The sequence below is a fragment of the Daejeonella sp. genome (genome assembly GCF_036405355.1).
GTDB lineage: Bacteria > Bacteroidota > Bacteroidia > Sphingobacteriales > Sphingobacteriaceae > Daejeonella.
The window spans coordinates 21,909-43,230 of record NZ_DASWXT010000007.1; the positions used below are offsets into that span (position 1 = coordinate 21,909).

General features: G+C 40.7%; 16 protein-coding genes. 6 read left to right on the forward strand and 10 right to left on the reverse strand.

What is annotated here, in order from left to right:
• Positions 1 to 33: 33 nt before the first annotated feature.
• A complete protein-coding gene (locus tag VGE44_RS00920; protein WP_324485028.1) occupies positions 34 to 312 on the reverse strand; it encodes a NifU family protein in 279 nt (92 codons plus the stop codon).
• Between the two features lie 41 nt (positions 313 to 353).
• Positions 354 to 1,415 carry an Mrp/NBP35 family ATP-binding protein gene (locus VGE44_RS00925; RefSeq protein ID WP_324485026.1) on the reverse strand — a complete coding sequence of 354 codons (1,062 nt, stop codon included), beginning with the start codon at positions 1,413 to 1,415 and terminating at the stop codon, positions 354 to 356.
• A gap of 164 nt (positions 1,416 to 1,579) precedes the next feature.
• Here VGE44_RS00925 and VGE44_RS00930 point away from each other — a divergent pair, with 164 nt between their 5' ends.
• Genes VGE44_RS00930 through VGE44_RS00945 form a run of 4 tightly spaced genes read left to right on the forward strand, consistent with a single transcriptional unit; the run spans position 1,580 to position 5,227 of the window.
• Positions 1,580 to 3,712 (forward strand): transglycosylase domain-containing protein, encoded by a 2,133-nt coding sequence (locus VGE44_RS00930; RefSeq protein ID WP_331075891.1) that lies wholly within the window; start codon positions 1,580 to 1,582, stop codon positions 3,710 to 3,712.
• A gap of 27 nt (positions 3,713 to 3,739) precedes the next feature.
• Positions 3,740 to 4,291, forward strand: a complete 552-nt coding sequence (hpt, locus tag VGE44_RS00935) for a hypoxanthine phosphoribosyltransferase (protein WP_331075892.1) — start codon at positions 3,740 to 3,742, stop codon at positions 4,289 to 4,291.
• A 59-nt stretch (positions 4,292 to 4,350) separates the two neighbouring features.
• The gene (locus tag VGE44_RS00940) at positions 4,351 to 5,013 is read left to right on the forward strand and encodes a phosphatidylserine decarboxylase family protein (RefSeq protein ID WP_331075916.1); all 663 of its coding nucleotides are present in this window, start codon (positions 4,351 to 4,353) and stop codon (positions 5,011 to 5,013) included.
• A gap of 16 nt (positions 5,014 to 5,029) precedes the next feature.
• Positions 5,030 to 5,227: a hypothetical protein gene (locus VGE44_RS00945; protein WP_331075893.1), complete on the forward strand. Its 198-nt coding sequence runs from the start codon at positions 5,030 to 5,032 to the stop codon at positions 5,225 to 5,227.
• Positions 5,228 to 5,502: 275 nt separating this feature from the next.
• Here the strand turns inward: VGE44_RS00945 and VGE44_RS00950 are convergent, their stop codons facing one another.
• The 5 genes from VGE44_RS00950 to VGE44_RS00970 all read right to left on the reverse strand — a co-directional run bounded on the left by VGE44_RS00950 (position 5,503) and on the right by VGE44_RS00970 (position 11,887).
• The gene (locus tag VGE44_RS00950) at positions 5,503 to 6,663 is read right to left on the reverse strand and encodes a mechanosensitive ion channel family protein (protein ID WP_331075894.1); all 1,161 of its coding nucleotides are present in this window, start codon (positions 6,661 to 6,663) and stop codon (positions 5,503 to 5,505) included.
• Between the two features lie 173 nt (positions 6,664 to 6,836).
• Positions 6,837 to 7,184 (reverse strand): 50S ribosomal protein L19, encoded by a 348-nt coding sequence (rplS, locus tag VGE44_RS00955; RefSeq protein ID WP_349256851.1) that lies wholly within the window; start codon positions 7,182 to 7,184, stop codon positions 6,837 to 6,839.
• Between the two features lie 145 nt (positions 7,185 to 7,329).
• The gene (gene trmD, locus VGE44_RS00960; RefSeq protein ID WP_331075895.1) at positions 7,330 to 8,004 is read right to left on the reverse strand and encodes a tRNA (guanosine(37)-N1)-methyltransferase TrmD; all 675 of its coding nucleotides are present in this window, start codon (positions 8,002 to 8,004) and stop codon (positions 7,330 to 7,332) included.
• 141 nt (positions 8,005 to 8,145) lie between these two features.
• Positions 8,146 to 9,447 carry a PepSY-associated TM helix domain-containing protein gene (locus tag VGE44_RS00965; protein WP_331075896.1) on the reverse strand — a complete coding sequence of 434 codons (1,302 nt, stop codon included), beginning with the start codon at positions 9,445 to 9,447 and terminating at the stop codon, positions 8,146 to 8,148.
• Between the two features lie 34 nt (positions 9,448 to 9,481).
• Positions 9,482 to 11,887 (reverse strand): TonB-dependent receptor, encoded by a 2,406-nt coding sequence (locus VGE44_RS00970; protein WP_331075897.1) that lies wholly within the window; start codon positions 11,885 to 11,887, stop codon positions 9,482 to 9,484.
• Positions 11,888 to 12,417: 530 nt separating this feature from the next.
• Here VGE44_RS00970 and VGE44_RS00975 point away from each other — a divergent pair.
• Together VGE44_RS00975 and VGE44_RS00980 are read left to right on the forward strand one after the other, a co-directional pair.
• Positions 12,418 to 13,500 carry a sensor histidine kinase gene (locus VGE44_RS00975; RefSeq protein ID WP_331075898.1) on the forward strand — a complete coding sequence of 361 codons (1,083 nt, stop codon included), beginning with the start codon at positions 12,418 to 12,420 and terminating at the stop codon, positions 13,498 to 13,500.
• Between the two features lie 3 nt (positions 13,501 to 13,503).
• Positions 13,504 to 14,226 (forward strand): LytTR family DNA-binding domain-containing protein, encoded by a 723-nt coding sequence (locus VGE44_RS00980; RefSeq protein WP_331075899.1) that lies wholly within the window; start codon positions 13,504 to 13,506, stop codon positions 14,224 to 14,226.
• 755 nt (positions 14,227 to 14,981) lie between these two features.
• Here VGE44_RS00980 and VGE44_RS00985 read toward each other — a convergent pair.
• Genes VGE44_RS00985 through VGE44_RS00995 form a run of 3 tightly spaced genes read right to left on the reverse strand, consistent with a single transcriptional unit; the run spans position 14,982 to position 21,289 of the window.
• A complete protein-coding gene (locus tag VGE44_RS00985) occupies positions 14,982 to 16,799 on the reverse strand; it encodes a serine hydrolase domain-containing protein (protein ID WP_331075900.1) in 1,818 nt (605 codons plus the stop codon).
• A 47-nt stretch (positions 16,800 to 16,846) separates the two neighbouring features.
• The gene (locus tag VGE44_RS00990) at positions 16,847 to 18,262 is read right to left on the reverse strand and encodes a RagB/SusD family nutrient uptake outer membrane protein (protein WP_331075901.1); all 1,416 of its coding nucleotides are present in this window, start codon (positions 18,260 to 18,262) and stop codon (positions 16,847 to 16,849) included.
• Positions 18,263 to 18,280: 18 nt separating this feature from the next.
• A complete protein-coding gene (locus tag VGE44_RS00995; protein ID WP_331075902.1) occupies positions 18,281 to 21,289 on the reverse strand; it encodes a SusC/RagA family TonB-linked outer membrane protein in 3,009 nt (1,002 codons plus the stop codon).
• Positions 21,290 to 21,322: the final 33 nt, after the last annotated feature.

Below are 21,322 nucleotides of genomic sequence, written 5' to 3' on the forward strand. Positions count from 1 at the left end.
AATCATATAATCTTTACAGAAAGGAACCTCTTATCATTGTAGCCTTTCGGGTAAAACAGCAGCAGGATCATCAATGTCTGTCAGGTTCACTGCTTCAACACCTGTAATTTCAGGAACTGCCCGTTTAATTGCCTGCTCAATTCCCGCCTTAAGTGTCATAATACTCATCGGGCAAGAGCCGCATGAACCTAAAAGACGCAAGCGCACAATATTTTCAGGAGTTATTTCCTCAATTGATACGTTCCCGCCATCTGTTTCAAGATACGGTCGGATAGTGTCTAATGCAATTTCAACTCTTTTCAACAAATCCATGATATAGTATTTATATAAAGATACAAAAAAAATAAAAAATACTATTTGGCAGCATTCAGAATAGCTACCTGCTGAGCTACCCTTTCTGCGATCTGCATAAATACGGGACCCAGAATATTATCATCTTCGAGAATAACCGGTTTTCCAACATCTCCCGCATCACTGATACTCTTTACCAAAGGTATTTCTCCCAAAAAAGGTGCATTAAACTGTTCTGCAAGCGCCTTTCCACCATTTTTTCCAAATATATAGTACTTGTTCTCCGGTAATTCTGCGGGCGTGAAATAAGACATATTTTCAACCACACCGATCAATGGAATCTTAATAGAATCCATCAGGAACATTCCAACACCCTTACGCGCATCAGCAAGTGCCACATTCTGAGGGGTAGTTACAATCACCGCTCCTGTGATCGGGAACCCCTGAGAAACGGTAATATGAATATCACCGGTACCCGGTGGAAGATCAACAACCAGATAATCCAGTTCACCCCAGTCGGCATCATTAAACAATTGCTTTACAGCCGTTGATACCATCGGTCCGCGCCAGGGCACAGGCTGATTAGGATCAGTAAAGAATCCTATCGACAATAATTTTATTCCATATTTTTCAATGGGTTCAATCCTTGTTTGCCCTGCTGCATTTTGGGATGCTTTTGGACGGGCGTCTTCTACGCCAAACATGATCGGAACAGAGGGCCCATAAATATCTGCATCAATAAGTCCGACACTGGCGCCTTTCTTTGCTAAACCCAGAGCCAGATTGACCGCTACTGTTGATTTTCCTACACCCCCCTTACCCGATGCAACAACAATGATATTTTTAATACCTGCCAGGGTTCTGTCAGGCCGGCTGGTTACCCTGGAGGTCATATTAATAGACAATTCAACATCCTTACTCACAAAATGCCGGATTGCATTCTTACAGGCATTTTCAAGCATGGCTTTCATCGGACAAGCCGGGGTGGTCAGAACTACCGAAAAGCTGAGCTTATTTCCGTCTATTTTTAGATCTTCAATCATATTCAGACTAACCAGATCTTTTTTAAGATCCGGATCCTCAACATGACGCAATGCATTATATACCTGTTCCTGTGTGATCATTTTTGAATATAAAGGAGAAAATATTTTTACTAAGTTTATCGCAAATCTACTAAAAGTGGAAGGCTTATTGCTATAGGTTTGCGGTTTTTACAGTGAACTGACCTGTAATCCCGGTGTTTCAAATTTAAATACCTTATCTTTCAATTTAGTGGAGAATTCAACCCATGAAAATATCCAAAAAACAGTATAATATTATCCGTTATGTATCAATCAGCCTTCTGATACTGGTATTGATCGGAGGTGCCATTGCTTACACAAAACGAGAAGCATTACTCAGCACTGCAATCAAAAAGGCAATCCGAAAGGCTGATAAAGAGTACGATCTGGAACTTAAAATAGAAAGTGCTGGTTTCGTTGGTTTAAGCAGCGTGAGTTTTAAGAATATTACTGTGGTTCCCCGTGGCCGGGATAGCCTTGCCCGGATTCTAAACTTCCGGGTAGGTGTTAAGTTAATTCCTTTAATCTTTGGAGATATCAAACTTTCGGAAATCAAACTCGACAGGGGAATGATCAATCTGGTAAAAAGAGATTCGCTGAGTAATTATGATTTTCTTTTCCGGAAAAAGAAAACAGATGAACCGGAAGAGAAAACTGAAATGGATTTGGGCAGACTTGCGAACAGCCTGATCAACCAACTATTGTATAAAATCCCTGATGACATGGATATCAGGCGTTTTGAGATCAAATTCAAGGATGATTCGGGTGCGGTCAGTTTATTCACCCGAAGTGCAACTATTGATGATGGTGATGTAAATTCAACTATATTGATCAATGGAAATGAGTCGGTCTGGCATGTCGAAGGAACCGTAGAACCAGGAGATAAACAACTTGATCTGAGGCTTTTCGCTGATAATAAAAAAGTAGAACTACCTTATCTCGAGAAAAGATTCGGTCTCAAACTGAACTTCGATACTGCAATGACTGAGATGAGAGGAGTTAACCGAAGCGGAAGTCAGCTGGAGGTGAACGGATCCTGGAGGGTTAAAAACCTACTGGTCAATCATTCAAGGATTGCGGGGAATGACATTATTGTTCCTGATGCCTCTCTTGATGCAGACATGGTGTTTGGGAAGAACTTTGTTGCAATTGACAGCACTTCTACGATCCATCTCAAAAATATTCAGATACATCCCTTCATAAAATATACGCTCAGCCCATCAAAAATTTATGAGCTGAAACTTCATACCGAAGAGCTTGATGCTCAGGAGTTAATGAATTCCTTTCCTAAAGGTCTCTTCGAATCACTTGAAGGAATTCAGGTTAGCGGGAAACTGCAATACGACCTCGATTTTCACCTTGATTCCGATAACCCGGATAGTGTAATTTTTAATTCAAGATTGAGAAATGAGGGATTCAAGGTTCTAAAATGGGGTAAAACCAATCTCCAAAAGATCAACAGTACCTTCGTTTATACCCCATATGAGTACGGGAAACCAATGCGGGATATAATTATCGGACCGGAGAACCCGAATTTTGTACCGATTGATCAGATCAGTCCCAATTTAAAGAATGCCCTACTCACAGCAGAAGACCCCTCATTTTTTAGTCATAATGGCTTTGTGGAAGCATCCATACGAAGTTCCATAATAACTAATTTTAAAGCAAAAGCTTTCAAAAGAGGAGGAAGTACAATCTCTATGCAGCTTGCAAAGAATGTTTACCTGAACCGGCAAAAAACCCTGGCCAGAAAGATTGAGGAGATCCTGATCGTCTGGATTATGGAAAGTGGGGGGCTTACTTCTAAGCAGCGAATGTTTGAAACCTATCTTAATCTGATCGAGTGGGGAAGGAATGTATATGGGATTGGGGAAGCATCCAGGTACTATTTTGATAAACACCCTTCAGAACTCAGCCTTGGTGAGGGAATTTTCCTGGCAAGCATTGTTCCAAGACCAAAATCAGGACTTTACAGGTTTGAAGGAGACGGCAGCTTGAGGTCAGGACTTTCATCTTATTTCAATTTTATTGGAGGAATAATGGCCAGACGTGGCCTGACTGCAGCGGACAGCACCGGTTATGGCTTCTGGAATGTCAGGCTGAAGGAAAGTCTGAGATCAGGAATACCCCTTAATGACTCTCTAATTGTCGACAGTCTTCTGATTGACGATGTGTCAGAGGATAAGGATACATTTCTGCAGGAGATTTTTGGCAGGAGAAGGCCGGATACGGTTCATGTTAAAGAACTTGATAAGTTAAAAATAACACCCAAAGACACAAGTGTAATAAATACTCCAAGCCGGAAAGAAAGAAGGGAGCAGCGAAAAAGTGAGCGGGATTCAAAAAATAAAAATCAATAATAGAACCCTTATATCTAAATTTATACCATGAGGATAGAAATTGATGAGAAGAACTTTGAACTGATGCTGGAATTGGATCAGATCGAAAAGCGAATCCGTTTATTGGGTATCCAGTTAAATGTAGATTTCGAAAACCGGACACCGGTATTTGTTGGCGTATTAAATGGGAGCTTCATCTTCCTCGCTGATCTGATGAAAGAGATCAACATTGCCTCTGAGGTTACATTTGTAAAAGTATCATCCTATAAGGGTGACAAAAGCAGCGGTAAAATTAAAGAAGAACTTGGCCTGCAAATGTCATTGAAAGACAGAGATGTAATACTGGTGGAAGATATCGTTGATAGCGGAAAAACCCTTCGATATTTGCTGGACATGATCTACAAAGAGAAACCAGCTTCCATCAATGTATGTACCCTGCTAATGAAGCCTAAATCATTGAAAACAAAGTTTGATGAAATTTGTTATGTAGGTTTTGAAATACCCGATGACTTTGTGGTTGGATTCGGGCTTGATTACAATGGCCTGGGAAGAAACCTCAATGATATTTACAGAGCAGTATCAACTACGAAAATTAAATAAGTCACTTAGCCCCTTTAAATCTAAAATCGTAATTTCGCAACGAAATGAGCTATAAAAAAATGACTATTCACAAAGAAGGCTATACATCCATAGCACTTTGTATTCTATTTATATTCGTCTTAAATGCTGTTATTAATTTTCTCCTTCCCGAAACCTTATGGTTCCGCTGGATAATTTACATCCTTTCTTTTGCCTTGTTTATTATTATTCTTCAATTCTTTAGAAACCCTTATATTGAGGTTTTAAAGAATGATAACCATGTAATTTGTCCAGCCGATGGCAAGGTGGTCGTCATTGAGGAAACAGAAGAAACTGAATATTTAAAAGACAGAAGAATTCAGGTATCTGTATTTATGTCGCCAATAAATGTTCATGTTAACAGAAATCCAATTTCCGGAATCGTAAAATATTTCAAGTATCATCCCGGAAAATTTCTGGTAGCATGGCATCCTAAATCATCTACAGAAAATGAACGTACAACGGTAGTTATTGAAAATAGTCAGGGAGTATCCGTTTTGTTCCGTCAAATAGCAGGAGCACTGGCAAGAAGAATTGTATGCTATTCAAAAGAAGGTCAGCAGGCAGAACAGGGAGAGGAGTTCGGCTTTATAAAATTTGGTTCAAGAGTTGACGTTTTCTTACCTTTGGGAACAGAAATAAAAGTCGGATTGGGAGAAGTAGTAAAAGGCGGAATCACCGTTCTGGCTCATTTAAAGAAATAAATTAACCAATATAAACATGAAAAAGTTGTCAGGATTTTTAGCAATCGCATTCCTTGCAGGAACATTATCTCTAAGTGCTCAGGACCAGCCAAAACAAGACAAAAAAACGGCAGATAAAAAAGAAAGCAGAATGTGTGGTAAGGATTGTAAAATGAGCTGTTGCAAATCTAAAACATCAGAAAAAGATACCAAAGCACCTGAGAAAAAGAACTAGTTTTATTAAAAAAACAGGAAACCGGTCTTATTCAGGCCGGTTTTTTTATTTCATTAATTTTATAAAATAAAATGAGTTTAGATGCATTTCTGTGGAGTAATTAAGTTCTGTATTAGTAGAAAAGATAAGTTCTGCATATTTGAAAGAAAGCCCCGCTTTCCGCTCATACTCCGCAGGCCTTAACCACAGGCCGGTATACGCTACAATCGGGTTTAAGAACATTAGAAACTGCTATTAAAGCCGGATATACACATAACCAGATCACAAAGGATATATTAAACTATTCCGGCTCCACCAGCAGGTTTTTCGCCAACATATTCGTGAAAAACAGTTTGTGAGGGAAATGCAAAATCAGCTCCATTCTCCGCCACAATTGCCATGATCTTATAGTTTAAATCCTGACGAATGCGCATATATTCGTTGTAATCAACTATTTGAATAAAATAGAGTACCTGTATGTTCAAAGAAGAATCGCCAAAAGAATCGAAGGTAACTAGGGTATCATCACTGGTTGCAGGATGATCATTTACAACTTTTTGCACCTCTTCCGAAATCTTTCTCATCACTTCAGCAGAGGTATCGTATCTGAGTCCGATATTGAATTTCATTCGCCGAAGATTCCGAAGACTTAAATTTTCGAGTGGACTATCGACCATTTTCTTATTCGGAATAATGACCAGAGTTTTATCCAGAGTTCGAATCACTGTACTTCTGAATCCAACCTTCTCAACTGTTCCTTCAAACTTATCGATCCTGACCAGGTCGCCAACAAGAAAAGGCTTGTCGGCAAAGATGGTAAATGATCCAAGAAGATTCTGAAGACTATCCTGTGCGGCCAGAGCCACCGCAATACCTCCAATACCGAGACCGGCTATGATTGTTGCCACATTCAGGTTAAACACAGAGCCCAGCACTACAAAAAAAGCAAAAATGACTGTTACAATTTTCGAAAGTTCCTTAATAAAAGGGACCATCTGATCATCCGATTTAGATAAAGTTAATGAAGCCTTATACTTAAAAACATGAGCAACAAAATCAATAATTCTTAACAGGATCCAGAAAGCTGAGATAATAAAAAGTAATAAGAACAGCTTATCAACTACCTGTACGACTTTTAACTCATAAAGATTGGGGACATTATTAATGAGATTTGTCCTGCTGAATATTACCTCATTTAATGGGTAATCTAACTGATTGACAGATAGATATATAATAACAAGTATAATGAGGAACTCAACAGGCTTTAAAAGCATTCCAATAAATACCTTAGGCTCTGTATCAGGCTCAATCCTCTTGAATAACATGAACATCATTCTGTTCAATAATCTTGAGAAAACCCGTTTAAATAATAATCCAAAAAGCAGGATAGCAGAAAAATACAGATAGTTTCTGAGGCTGTTTCCAAAAAATATTTGTTCAAGAAACTCGGTATTCATGATATATAAATTAGCAAATGAGAGAATGAGTTAATTGATATCTCATTCCATTTAAAAATAATAGAATAAAGCGGGATATAATTAATATTCGCCCTTTTTATAGCATTCAAAAAAGCTTACAAACAAAAAAGCCTCCCGGAGATGATCCGGGAGGCAATAAACCTATAAAAAAATTACACTCTTTTAGACTTGATACGAGCAGCCTTACCGGTAAGTTCACGCAGATAGAACAATTTCGCTCTGCGAACTTTTCCATGACTGTTTACGTCAATTTTATCGATGTTAGGGGAATTAACAGGGAAGATACGCTCTACACCCACTCCGTTTGACATTTTACGCACAGTAAAAGTCTCGTTCACACCCACACTATTACGCTGGATAACAACACCCTGATAGATCTGGATACGTTCTTTATTTCCTTCGCGAATTTTATAGTGAACACTAACTGTATCACCAGCTTTGAATGCAGGAACTTGCTTTTTAACTGCTGCCTGCTCTTCAACAAATTTTACTAAATCCATGATTTTAAGCTCTTAAAGTCGATTTTTAGCCCGTAAAAATCGGACTGCAATATTAGGAAAAATTTTTTACTTAAAAAAGTTTGTTCTGATATTTTTCCATTTTTATTTATCCGACGACACCTTTCAAAGAGTATAAAAGCACATTTTATTCCAGCAAATCAGGACGGCGCTTTTTAGTGCGCTCCAGAGCCTGCTCATGCCTCCATTCATTAATGGCCGCCTCATGTCCGCTTAATAGAATATCAGGCACCTTATGCCCCTGCCAGTCGGCCGGACGGGTATAGACCGGTGCGTCAAGCAACTCTCCCTGAAAGGAATCAGATAAAGCCGATGTTTCATCGTTCAAAACGCCTGGCAATAACCTTACAATGCTGTCCACTAAAACTGCAGCAGGTAATTCACCTCCCGAAAGAACATAATCCCCGATTGAAATTTCCCTGGTCACAAAAATATCTCTTATCCTCTGGTCTATGCCTTTGTAATGTCCAGCCAGAATAATTACATTTTTTTTATCAGAAAGTTCATTGGCCATACTCTGATTGAGCGTCTCACCATCGGGTGTCATAAAAATGATCTCATCATAATCACGTTCTGATCTCAGCTTTTCAATGCAGTTTGCAAAGGGCTCAATACTCATCACCATTCCACTGCCACCACCGTACTGGTAATCGTCAACCGACTTTTGCTTGTTGTTTGAATAATCACGAAGATTATGCACGTGAATCTCGGCAAGTCCCTTTTTTTGAGCCCTTTGTAAAATAGAATGGGCAAAAGGACTTACAAGCAGGTCGGGTAATACGGTAATGATATCGAAACGCATCCTGCAAAGATAGGAAGGAGATATGAGATATGAGGCAGGAGATGTGAGAAGCGGGGTATAGAAGAAAAAAACAGGGATTTAATAGTATTCCTGGCCGTATCATTCCAAAAATGAACCCGGCCAGGATTTTAATTTGATCAATTATCCCTTTTTCATCTTATTGATCCAGATCAGTGTACCCGTTACCGGTAAACTTGTTGCAATTAAACAGGCCAGAAAATAAATAATCTTGGAGAACTTACCATAGACATCACCAACATGCAAAGCCTTTATGGAACTTGAAACCCGTTCATTAAATGGTTTTTCTGAAAAGATCTCTGATCTGACTGGTGTTGAGGTGTATTGGTCAAGATAGATCTTATCTGCTGCTACAGGAGCAAAAAATCCTGTTTTGGTTTTATTAACAAGTACTGCATCTGCTGAGTCAGCTGGAATGCTGATAGTCAGATCACCCTGATAATCAAGAACATTATTAGCTGATTTAATATAATCTTTAAGCAATACTGATTTTGCTCCATTCCTGGCTGTAATATCTGATTTCGGACTTTTGGGTTTCGGAGCATCTTCAGACTGGTAGGTTCCCAGCGACTTCCTCAAACCAGTTCTATACCATTCGAAAGACCATTGCGGACCGGTAATACCCATCAGAAACAAAAATATACAGCTGTAAAAACCAAGGCTGTTATGAATATCATGATTCACCCGTTTCCAGTTTGCATTCCATTTTATTTTCAGACCCTGTTTCCAGTTTCTAAGTTTTTGAGGGAACCAAATGATGATACCTGTAATGACCCCCAGTGTAAATAATATTGTTGCGGTTCCGCTAATATAGCTACCCAGCTTCCGGTTCGGTAATTCTCCGAGAAGCGGTTCTTCTATCCTGTCGAGTAACAACCAGCGATGTAAACTGAACATCATTTGCATAAACTCAGAAACAGCGTTTTTATCAGCGCTGCTTCCCAGTATCTTTCCTGAATAGGGGTCAACCATATACTGGACTCCCCGGGGAGGAGGTCCCGGTTTTTCAGAAGCTCCTGCTCCGGCTTTTCCCTTAGCTCTTTCGGGGACAGATCTCTTAACTGCTTCATTTCCATTTTCACCCTTTTTCTCTCCCGGCTTAGATTCTTCCGCTTTCCTGACAGTCAGCACATAACTTCTTTCAGGATCGGCTGGAATCTTAATACTAATTACCTTACCACCGGTTTCACGGCCTATAGCCACGATCAGTTCTTCTGGTGAAAGCCTTTGGGCATCTGCAGCATGGCTGACCTTATAAAGTTCGGGACTGGATAATTCTCTGATCTCTGTATTAAATACATAGATGGTACCACTCAGACATATCAGCAATACAATGATACCGCTCGGTAATCCGATCCAAAGGTGGATATCATTCAGAAATTTGCGCAGTTTAGGCCAATTGGCTTCAGTTTTTTGTCGTTTCATTGATTTTTTGGGTATATCCTATCCCCGAAAGGAGTTAAAATTTATAAGAAAGCGTAGTTAAGAACTGGCGTGGCGGGATCGGATTCACACTGTAATTCTCATGCACATAATAGTTCAACTCATTGCCGACATTTGATAATTTAGCAAGAAGCGATAATTTCTTAATTGAATAACCCAGTGAAAGGTCAACGGTTGTAAAACCTGACATCGGAATAAGCCGGGTGCCTACCTGAGTCTGTCCATAGGTATTATTCCAGCCCGCATTCCGTTCACCGATATAATAGGCTGATGCACCCAATTTAACACCCTTAAGTTTGCCAGAGCTTAAGGTGTAGAACAAACTACCATTGGCAGTATGTGCCGGATTACTTACCAATCGCTCTCCTTCAATATAGCTGCCCTTTAATCCTGATGTTTTAGTATATCTCATGAAATTAAAGCTGTAACCACTTATGAAATACAATCCTGGAACTATTGTACCACTTATATCAAGTTCCGCACCATCACTCGTGGTCTGCCCCGTTAACTCCTTGATATTGGTATTGGTATTAACGGTTATTCCATCACGCAGGTACTGTGCCTGCTGTGCAAGATTATTATTGATGATCTTGTAGAGTGAAAAATTTGCAGATAACCTGCCATTTAAGAAATCATTTTTCAAACCGAGTTCAAACTGATCGACAATTGAAGGGCTCAATGCCTGATCAAAGACATCAATCCCCGAATTGACCGTGAAGTTATTCGAATAGCTCGCGAAAACTGCCATTTGCTTCAGAGGCTGATAAACGATTCCAAACTTTGGAGAAAAAGCATGATCCGCTTTAGCAGCAGCTGTACCCTTAGTCTGTGCTCCGCTAATCAAATTAAAAATATCAGAGACCTGAGTTTTTTGATAAGACCATCTCAGTCCTGCCATCACCTTAACCTTTTCCGACAAACTGATCAGGTCCTGAGCATAATAACCCAGACGATATGTTGGAGCTTCTGTTCTCAGTGAGTCTTTAGCAAAAGGCATATCCGTCCTGGCATTGTATTTATTGGGATCCAGAAGATTGATCTTATCATAAGCTGTCTTAAGATTAAATGTGTGACTAGTATTTAAGTAACTATCTACATCAGTCCCAACAAGCACCTGATGACTGATTTTGCCTGTTTTGAGTTTACCGCTTAGATTTGCCTGGGCAGAATAATAATCTTCAGCAGTTTGCAAACGGTTTAATACGCGACTCCAGTCGCCCACCGCATCAGCCTGAATACGTTCTGTTGAATAATAGTCTCTGTTAAATAATTGATAAGATCCAATCACATTCAGCTTCCAGTTATCATTAAGTTTATGGTCGATTGTGGCCGAAACATTGGTCTGATCTGCCTTATTAAAAGCCCATGGGGTATTAAAATAACTTGATCTGGAAATACTGGTCGGGATCTGCCCATTTAATGAACCAACCCCAAAGTCCGGAGTAAGGTTATACTTCAAATAATCTCCCTGAAGAAGGATATCGGTTTTCTTGCCTGCCTTAAATAATAATGAGGGGTTGAAATAATATTTATCCGATTTTACATTGTTTCTGAAACTTTCATTATTCTCAAAGGTTCCAATCATTCTGAATGCCAGATTTTTGGAGATCGGACCATAGATATCACCGATCGGTTTATATGAATTATAACTTCCTCTACGCATAGATACCTCACCACCATACTCAAACTTAGGGCGTTTGGTAACCAGGTTCACAATGGCTCCCCCACTAACATTCCCATAAAGCATTGCAGCACTACCTTTCAAGACTTCAACCTGCTCGAGGGTACTAACCTCGGGTATTGACCCGGAATTATATCTTGAACCATTTTTAAAATAATTATTACTTCCCAGGCTATAGCCACGGGCAAAGAAATTTTCAGAAGTGGAACCCCTGCTTGAACCCATGGCTACTCCACTTACATTCTTCATCACATCGCTCAGCCTGGAAGCCTGCTGATCATTGATCACCTGGCTGCTTACTATACTGCTGCTTTGGGGAAGATCCATCGGGTTAATTCCAGCTTTACCGATTGACGGTACCTGCATATTGCTTCTGCCTGCAGTGATAACCACTTCCGCTAAGCGCTCTGCGTTCTCGCTCAGAGTAAAATTGATCTCTGCATTTTCTCCGGCACTAAGGCTTATTGCTTTCTCCTGGGTCTTTAAGCCTACAAAAGAGACTTTGATGATATACTTACCAGGCTGAATGTTCCGGATCAGGAAGGAACCATCTTCGGCTGTAATGGTACTCTTATTCATATCCTTTAATCCCACATTTACGTATCCGGCTGCTGATCCATCGACTGTTACAATCCTTCCTCTTAAAGTTGATTGATTACTTTGTGCAAGACTCATCCCAGGGTTAAATAAATTTATAAGTACCAACAGGAGTGATAAGGCAGGTATTTTTATAGATTTCATTTTTTGTTTTTATTTAGACTTGTTCTAGATTGGGACAAATATAAAAACAGAAAATGAATATCAAAGCATTATTTAGAATAATTCTAATTAATAATATTAACAAAAAATTCAAACGTAAATTTGGCCTAAGCCACAGTTAGACTACTGCATGGAAGGAAATGGAAGCTTCGAATATTTAAAAACATTTTCAAATTGAAATGTTTGATATATAAATAAAAAAAGATATAGCTCAGTTACAAGAAATTAAACCTCAACATGGCAGAGCCTGGCTGAACCCTGCCATGCTAAATCTCAAAAGCCGGTTGTCGTAGTAATGGTTGTTGTATCTACAGTTCCACTGCTTCATGGACTAGTCGATTCATTCTTCTTGAATATAAAGACCTTTTTCGATTTGATCAGTTTTGTCGATTTTTTTCTTTTTTTCATGACTTACTATTTAGTGTCTTAGAAGTTAGAAAGACCTTTTCGAAAGTTAAAATTTATTACACCAGGCTAGATTTACTGTAGATGAACTAGTATATTGCAGTTAAATGGACGAAAATTTAGTTCTGAATTCTAAGAGGTTTTGGAATAATACTTCAAAACACATTTTGGGATGGTCAATTTTTATTACCTATGAGATAACCTATATATACTTAATGACAGGGGTTGCCAATCTCAATAACTATGCCCTGAATTATACCTTAAACATCATCCTATTTTATTTTAATGCCCATATTCTCTTTAATTACTCTACACGTAAATTTAAAAGAGCTGCTTTTATAACTATCCTTCTTGTAATGGCTGAGATAGCGCTCTTCGTCATGATTAAATACCCTGTCAATTACCTTGTTCTGGGTGATGAGTTCATGCCAAAATCTGTTGATGAATTTAAGAAATCTATTTTCAGTAATGCGATGCGGACCTTCTATATTTTGGGTTTTAGCACTGCCTATTGGTTTGCAATGCAAACCAATAAACGAAATCGCAGAATCAGTGAACTTGAAAACCAGAGACTTATTGAACAAAACGAAAAAGTAAACTTGCAGAAGAATCTGCTCCAATCCCGCAATGCCTACCTGCAGGCACAGGTTAACCCCCATCTTCTATTCAATACCCTAAATTTTATATACAATACCTCAGTAAAGGTCTCCGAAAAACTAGCTGAAACAGTGATGAACCTTTCTGATATGATGCGCTATGCACTTACAAGTATTGATGAGGACGATAAAGTACCTTTGGAAAAAGAAATTGAACATATTCACAATTATCTTCGCTTAAATCAGGCCCGCTTTAATAATAAACTCTGTGTCGATTTTATTGTAAAAGGTAGTCCTGAAAACCTAAGAATTATTCCTCTCGCTCTGATTACACTAGTCGAAAATGTATTCCAATATGGTGATTTGCAGGATCCTGACAATCCTGCCCTTATCAGCATTAGTATTCATGATGGCAGCCTGGAGCTAGAGCTGAAAAACAAAAAGCGGACTAACCAACGCGGACATGGTCATGGAACCGGTATCCGGAACCTCAGGGAGCGACTGGATAACTATTACCCCGGCATTTACTCCTTTAATATACAGGATAAAGAAAATAGCTACGCTTTAAAACTTACATTAACCCTAAATGAATAAACTATGTTTACTTGCTATGTTGTTGACGATGAGCCCCACGCCATTGAAACTTTGATATCGCATATAGATAAGGCTCCAGGACTAGAATTATTAGGCTCTTCAACTAACCCACTGGAGGCTCTTGACCTGATCAATACCTCTGTTCATCCGGATATTACATTTCTGGATGTGGATATGCCCCAGCTCTCGGGACTGGATCTCGCCGGATTGATCAGCGATCGTACTGCTGTAATTTTTACTACAGCTTTTCCGAATCATGCATTGGCTGCATTTGAAAAAAATGCAGTCGATTATCTGTTAAAACCTATTTCCTTCGAGCGCTTCTTAAACTCAGTAAAAAAAGTAAGCGGGCACCTAAGAGCGCATATCCAGAATCCGGCAAACGACCATATCTTCATAAAGGCGAACATCAAAGGCAAGGTCACGCGTCTTAATTTTACGGATATTGTTTACGTTGAATCCATCAAAAATTACGTGATCATATATACTGAAAAAGAAAAACTGGTTACTTACTTAACCATGAAGGAGCTGGAGGCAGCGCTCCCTCCCGAAAAGTTTTTTCGGGTCCATAAATCCTTTATAGTGAATTCAGAAAAGATTAAAACAGTCAATGGGATTAACATCCTGCTTCATGATAATATTTCAGTTCCTCTGGGCCAGATGTATAAAACTGCTTTGCAAGATTACATTAATGCAAAACTTGTGCGCTCATCCCGTTTGCCCTGATGTGATTTCTGGCTTGTTCAGACAAATAATGGCGAAGGCAGAGATAGTAAATTACGAGTTCTTTTTTACGCTGTTCAATTCTTCATTCAATGAACACAGATTCTGTTCAAAAGAACCCCATTTACTTCTTTCAGCACTGCTTAAAAAGCAAGGCCCTTCGACTTTTAGTTGCCTGATCATGCGCTGGTGTTCGCGGTATTTTTTGTTCAGATCTTCACGCGGTTGTTTCTCAAAGCCACGTTCAGATATCAGGTTCGATATAAGGAGGGATAAAAAATACAGTTATCATTGGTCAGATAATGCTCTGGAATTACAATGATTTGATTTTAGAAATCAATACCTGTGTGTTACAGGCTGGTTCAGTCCTTTCCTTCGGAGTATTTCCTGCAAGAAATCACGTTCCAGATCCAATTACGAATAGCCGGAAGATACCTCCTCCGGCAAGGTTTATTTTACCCGGGACCGTTTTTCATCGGAACCGACAGCCCAGCATCAGGACCGTCTGCTGGTGCGTGCGTGCCGCGCGTTCCAGGAATTAAATAATGAATCACACGCGTGCGCTAGCAAGTGGAGACACGGGACTTGCACAACCGAAGAATCACAGACCTTGCTTTCTAAAGCAAAAGAAAACCATTCAATCTAATTAGTCCCGCAAGATTCTATATCGAACTCAGGTTAATATAGCTGTTAAACACCTCATTAACTCACTTTGCTGGTATCCTCACCAACAAGAGCATGAAATCCAGGCAGATATTTTACTTAGTTGCATTCCCTCTGCTCTTCAGAATCTCCTGATACACCCTGTCCAGCACCTGCGCCCTGATATTCACTTTCGAAACCCCGAAAGTCTTCCCGTCATCAGGATAAACCCGGTTTGTCAGACAGATATACACCAGATTATAAACCGGATCGGCCCAGACATAGGTTCCCGTATAACCACTGTGTCCGAATGCCTTATCAGAAGGATAGCCTTTATTGGCATTCAGCTCCTTTTCTGTTACCCGCGCAAAACCATATCCCCGCTCGCTGACCTTTGACTGCCGGGAGGTAAAAAGATCGACTGTACCGGCTTCAAAGTATTTCTGCCCCCCATACATGCCTTTATTCAGCAGCATCTGGAAGTAAATGGCCAGGTCATTGGCGTTTGAAAACAATCCGGCATGGCCCTCCACTCCACCTGCCATAGCCGCGCCGGGATCATTGACATAACCCTGTACCAGCATATCCCTGAACCAGTTATCATTTTCTGTGGTAGGCACTATCCTCGACCTGTCGAAACGGTTTCTCGGAAGGTAACCTGTTGATCGCATACCCAGTGGAGAGTAGAACTCATTCGATACATAATCGTTGAGTCTGGTATGAGTAAGCTGTTCAGCAACCTCTTTCAGCATATACATGCTCACATCGCTGTAAACAAATTTACCCCGGGTTCCCCCAGATGATCTTAAGGTAACCGGCCACATCACTTCATTGAAATAATTGGCTCTCAGGAAATAATTATCGGCTACTTTGGTGGGATGGGAAGATGATGAATCCCTGCTCATTTCACCCGGCTTTAATAACTCGAAGAACTTAATATAGGGAGTGTATCCTGCTTCATGAAGAAGGGCTTCCTTAATTTTGATATCGCTCTTATCCGGAATCGTACGTGTTAAAGCAACATATCTGCTGATCGGATCTTCCAGGCTGATCATCTTTTTATCGTACAGACGCATAATAGCAGGTGTTGTGGCACTCACCTTGGTAACCGAAGCCATATCAAAGATATCATCTGCTTTGGTTGAGGCAGCACCCTTGTAAGTATGCGAGCCATAGGCTTTATTAAAGATCACTTTCCCGTCTTTCGCTACCAGTATGACTACTGCAGGGGCTGAATGGGCCGAGATACCGGCATATACAATCGAATCAATCCCGCTTACAAAATTGCTGTTCAATGACACTGCTTCGGGTACTGAATATCCCAGGCGGATTTTTTGTGTGGTGTAGCCAAAGCCCTTCTTAAAATGATGACCATAGCCCTCATCCAGCTTCTTTGTTGCAGACGCGCCTCCGAACAGCAGCTGGGCTGATAGTGAAGCCACGGTAGCACTTTCATGCTTGTTCCAGATAATGGCTGATCTGAACTTAGCCAGAAAATCCAGGTTCTTCCCACTTCCGCTTAAAATGATGATACTTTTTGTCTGGCTCTCCACATCAGAAATAAATGCCAGAAGCTCCTTACTAAAGTTAGTTTCTGCCGAAAGGTCAAAAATGATGAGATTATGAAGTTTTAGCCGGTCATGTAAGCGGTTAAAACCTTCACCTTCGCGGATGGTATCTGCTTCAAAACCCTCAACAGTCCAGTATTTATTGGCAATGCTGTCAAAAACTGCCGCATGTTGATTGCCAAAATGCAGGCTTGCAATTTTAAGGCCTTCCAGGCGCTTCAACGGAATTATTCCTGAGCTATTCCGCAGAACAACTGCATGCTGTTCCGCCTCCCTGATATCAGTAAAGCGGTCCGGTACCTTCATATCCTGCGAAAAAGCAGCGCTCTGAATAAATATGAAAAGCAGGCTTATTATTTTTATCATTATTTAAAATTAAAAAAGGGGAACAAATGCCCCCCTCTTTTTCCAAATTATATTGCCGGATCGGCCGGTGTATTCTTGTTATTGATCCTTTCCTGATCAGGGTAAGGATAAAAAATTCTGTTCCGCTCTGAATTATCAGCAGGCGGCACCGGACGTACGAAGCGTCTGGTATCATCCCATTTCAAACCGCTCAGATAAAGCTCCGCACAGCGTTGTTTGTAAACTTCCAGCAGAAGGGCATCCTTTGTAACTGCTCCGGAGTAAGCAGGAAGACCTGCATTTACACCAAATGGGTCACCCGAAACCTGTGTCCTTACCTCGTTAATCAAGGCTAATGCCGTAGCAAGTGAACCATCCGTTCTTAAAATCGCCTCTGCCTTGATCAATTTGATCTCATCAGTAAGATAAACAGGGATCGAAGTGGTTTGTGCTGTAGCAAAACCTGTCAGGGTTACTACCGGATCTGTATTAATAACATCTCTTGGTGTTGTAAAATAAAAGGCCAAACGTTTGTCGGCAGCTTCAAATAAACCAGCCGGAAGTCCGAAGTTTTCTCTTGGGCGATAAGATTTGGTCACATTATAAATTGTGTACAATGGATTAGGGCTCAAAGTCGTGTAGGTATAGCTTGACTTCTTGCTAAGATCCACAAGATTAGCACTGGCAAGCGCTTTGGCATTATTCCCGGCCATCAGATTTATCCGGGCCTGGTAAGCGTAAAGTGTATTCTTCAGGTCGAAATCTGTTCCGCTGACTAAACTTGTGAATGATGCAGATGGCGCAGTAGTAGTAATGCTTGCTACACCCAGGTCAAGAAGTCTTAAAGCCTCCGCAAATACCTGAGCTCTCGGAACAAACTGAACAGGTTCTGTTGTACTGCTATTCAGGTTAGCCTGCTCAAAAGTTGTAGCAAGAGAAGTTAAAGCCATTGCTTTGAACAGGTAAGCCTGAGCCATGATGCCGCTAAGCAAACCAGGTTCAATTCCGCCAACATTGGGAGCCTTACTGATAATACTTTCACACATACTCATCTGGCGCTGCATGGCAGACCAGTAACCTAATATGATACCATTTGCCGTTGGTAACGTAGTACCGCCTGCTTCCAGCTCCAGTGTATTTGTGAAAGTAGCAATGCCTTTCATTTCACGGGCTGTGACTGTGGGCGCAAGCATAACGCTGCTTAATCCATTTGTGGAATAATTTTGCCTTAATCCAATACTTAAAGCAATGATTCCTTCTCTGGTATTCAGTACCTGTTCATCAGTCGCTGAGTTGGGGTTTGTCTGATCCAGTTCACAGGATGAAACGAGCAGCAGAAAGACAGGCAGGAGACATTTATATATGATATTTGTTTTCATTTCTCTGTTGTTTGTTTTTTTAATGGAAATGAAGCTTGCATAAGCTTTGTTTTCAGTTTGCCTGCCTTTAGCAGGCGTTAAACGGTAAGCGGATGCAGGTTTCATAATGATAATTTTGAATAATTAAAAAGTGTAGTTTAAACCCAAAGCAATAGTTCTGGGGATTGGCACCTCAACAAAGTCGAAGCCACGCACTGCAGTACTCTGCCCAGCTGCGTTGGTTTCGGGATCCCAGCCTTTATATTTATCAATTGATGCCAGGTTTCTGCCTGAGACAGTTACACGTAAAGGATTGTTATTAAGAAATTTCAATTTCAGATTATAGGTAGCTGCCAGCTCACGGAGTTTGAGATAAGATCCGTCCTCAATCCAGTTTTCCATAATACTAAACACAGCTGCAGATGTTCCTTTTGGAACTTCCCCTCTTAATTCTTTTTCATACCCTTTAAGGCCCCCATAAATATCCCTGTCACCTACACGCCTTGTGAAGTTGAACACATCATTACCATAGGAAGCATCCCATTGCATCCTTAATGAAAAGTTATTGCCAATTGAGAACTCATTGGTAAATGATCCGGTCCATTCCGGATTTGGATCTCCGATAACCTGCGGTTTATTTGATCCTGTAGGCTGTCCGGCAGCAGTACGGCCTACTTTTTCTGTCTGCGGGAAACCTGCAGCTGTAAGAATTAGATTTCCTGAAGCATCACGGGCAAAAGCAGTAGCATAAAATGCACCCAGTGCATACCCGTTTACTGCGGCAACCTGTCCAAATCCACCTGGAAAGGTTACTACACCACCCGGAATATCAGTAACTCTGTTCTTGACTTTGGAGAATATGAGCGTTGAGTTCCATTTGAAATTACTGCTTTGAACTGGAACTCCCCTCAGTAAAATCTCAAATCCTTTATTTGTCATGTTTCCGATGTTCTGAAACTGGGTGGAATAACCTGAAGATGGCCTTAAAGTTACAGGCAGAAGCAAGTCTTTTACTGCTTTATCATAGAAGGAAATTTCAAGTCCTAAGCGGTTTTTAAGGAAACTTGCATCTAAACCGATCTCTTTTTCAGTCTGACGTTCCGGCTTAATATCCGGGTTTCCATATTGCGTCGGGGCAACAACACCGGGAAGACCGCCTAGGGAAACTGATCCGTAATTACTGAAACGATCGTAAGCTCCAATTGCTGTTAAGTTACCGGACTGTCCATAGGAAGCCCTTAATTTTAAGCTTGGGATCGCAGAAGCCAGGGAAGAATTTTTCCAGAAGCCTTCTTCAGATAAAATATAGGTGCCGCTTACTTTAGGATAAAGCTGCCACCTGTTAGCTTCACCGAATGATGAAGAAACGTCATTCCTGATCGCTCCTGTAACATAGATCTTATTTCTGAACCCAAAAGTTTGCTGAGCATAAAATCCTAAAATATTGATTGTGGATTTTATATCACTCGTAGTGATTGATGCACCGCTTGACGCCGCCTGGCTGACAGGGCTAAGCTGGGTACCGGTGATTATGTTTGAGTTAACACGTTCTGTCTGAGCAGTTGCCCCAACGGATGTGGTTGATTCAATCTGAGATCCAAGCTTAGCACGATAAGCCACGTTCAAATCATTATTAAGCAGCAGGTTTAGCCTGTCACCCTTTCTGGCAAAACCAGAATTGTTCGTAGGTGTAGTGTTACCTATTGGAATATAAGCTGTTGCAAGCTGGGTAGAATTATCAAAACCTAAAGTATAATTGATCGACAGGTTGCTGATTGGTTCAATATTTAACTGAATATCACCAATAAAACGACTTGTTTGCTGATTGAAATCAAAACGGTTAACTGCTTCCAGCGGATTGGTTCTTAACAAGCCGGTTGGAGCAAGAGAAGGATAAACACCACTTGCCGCGTCAGGATATGGGTTTACGAAGTTATTTGCGAAAATAAATCCTGTTAAAGCACCGTAAGCTGAGCTGATACCTCCGTTCGGAATTTCGGCGCTTCCGCTGAAGGAATAACCGGCACCCATACTCAACTTGATCTTATCATTAAACCGCTGATCCAGTCTTAAGCGGGTCGTAGCCCTTTTGAAATCAGTATTCTTGATGATCCCCTGATTACCTAAAAACCCGCCGCTAACATAGTATTGCGTTTTATCGGTACCACCCGAAACGGAAATATTGCTCTCAGAACCATAGGCTGTCTTGAAAACAAGATCCTGAAGATCATAACGGGTTACAGGCACCTGACTTAAATCTGATGCGGTTGTGTTTGTAAAACGGAATGGATATTCATTCGTTTCAAGTTTTTTCCTCAACTCATTAACACGAAACTGGGTAGTAAAATTGATCACCGGCTTTCCTGATTTACCTTTTTTGGTAAAGATCTGTACAACTCCATTACTTGCCCGTGATCCGTAAATTGCAGCTCCTGCAGCTCCCTTGATGATCTCGATACGATCGATATCTGCAGGATTAATATCTACAAGCCGATTTTGAGTGTACCCTCCAAGGTCAAGAAGCTCTGATGAACTATTATTCACAATAACACCATCCACAATATACAGCGGATCACTCGATCCGGATATCGTACTGTTACCGCGGAGGCGTACACTGATACCGCCCGCAGGATTACCTGAATTTTGAGAGATCTGAGCACCCGATACTTTTCCGGCTAAAGCCTGATCAATCGAAGTAGCTGCTCCACCTTCAAGCTCCTTTGCAGAAACAGTAGAAATGGCATTCCCTAACTGCTTTTTGCTTGTTGCAACCGAAGTACCTGTAACAACTACTTCATCCAGGTTAAGCGCATCTTCAGAAAGCTCAACATTTAATGTGATGCTGCTCTGATTTAAAAGGACTGTTCTTGTAATCGGCTTATAACCCGTATAACTGATAAGTATAGGGTAACTACCTTCGTTCACATTCAGGATCAGGGTATAGGCTCCGTTAATATCGGTAGAGGTTCCCTGGTTAGTTCCCGTTAATTTGACTACTGCTCCCGGAAGAGGCTCCTTATTTCGGGCATCAGTGATGACACCCCTGAGGGTAAACCTCGGATTTTGTGCCATGGCCAGCTGGCCGTAACACATCATAGCCAGCACAGCAAAAAGATACCGGCAGTTCACAAACGTTTGTAACACTTTTTTCATATTGGTTGTTAATTTAATTGGTTATTAAAAATT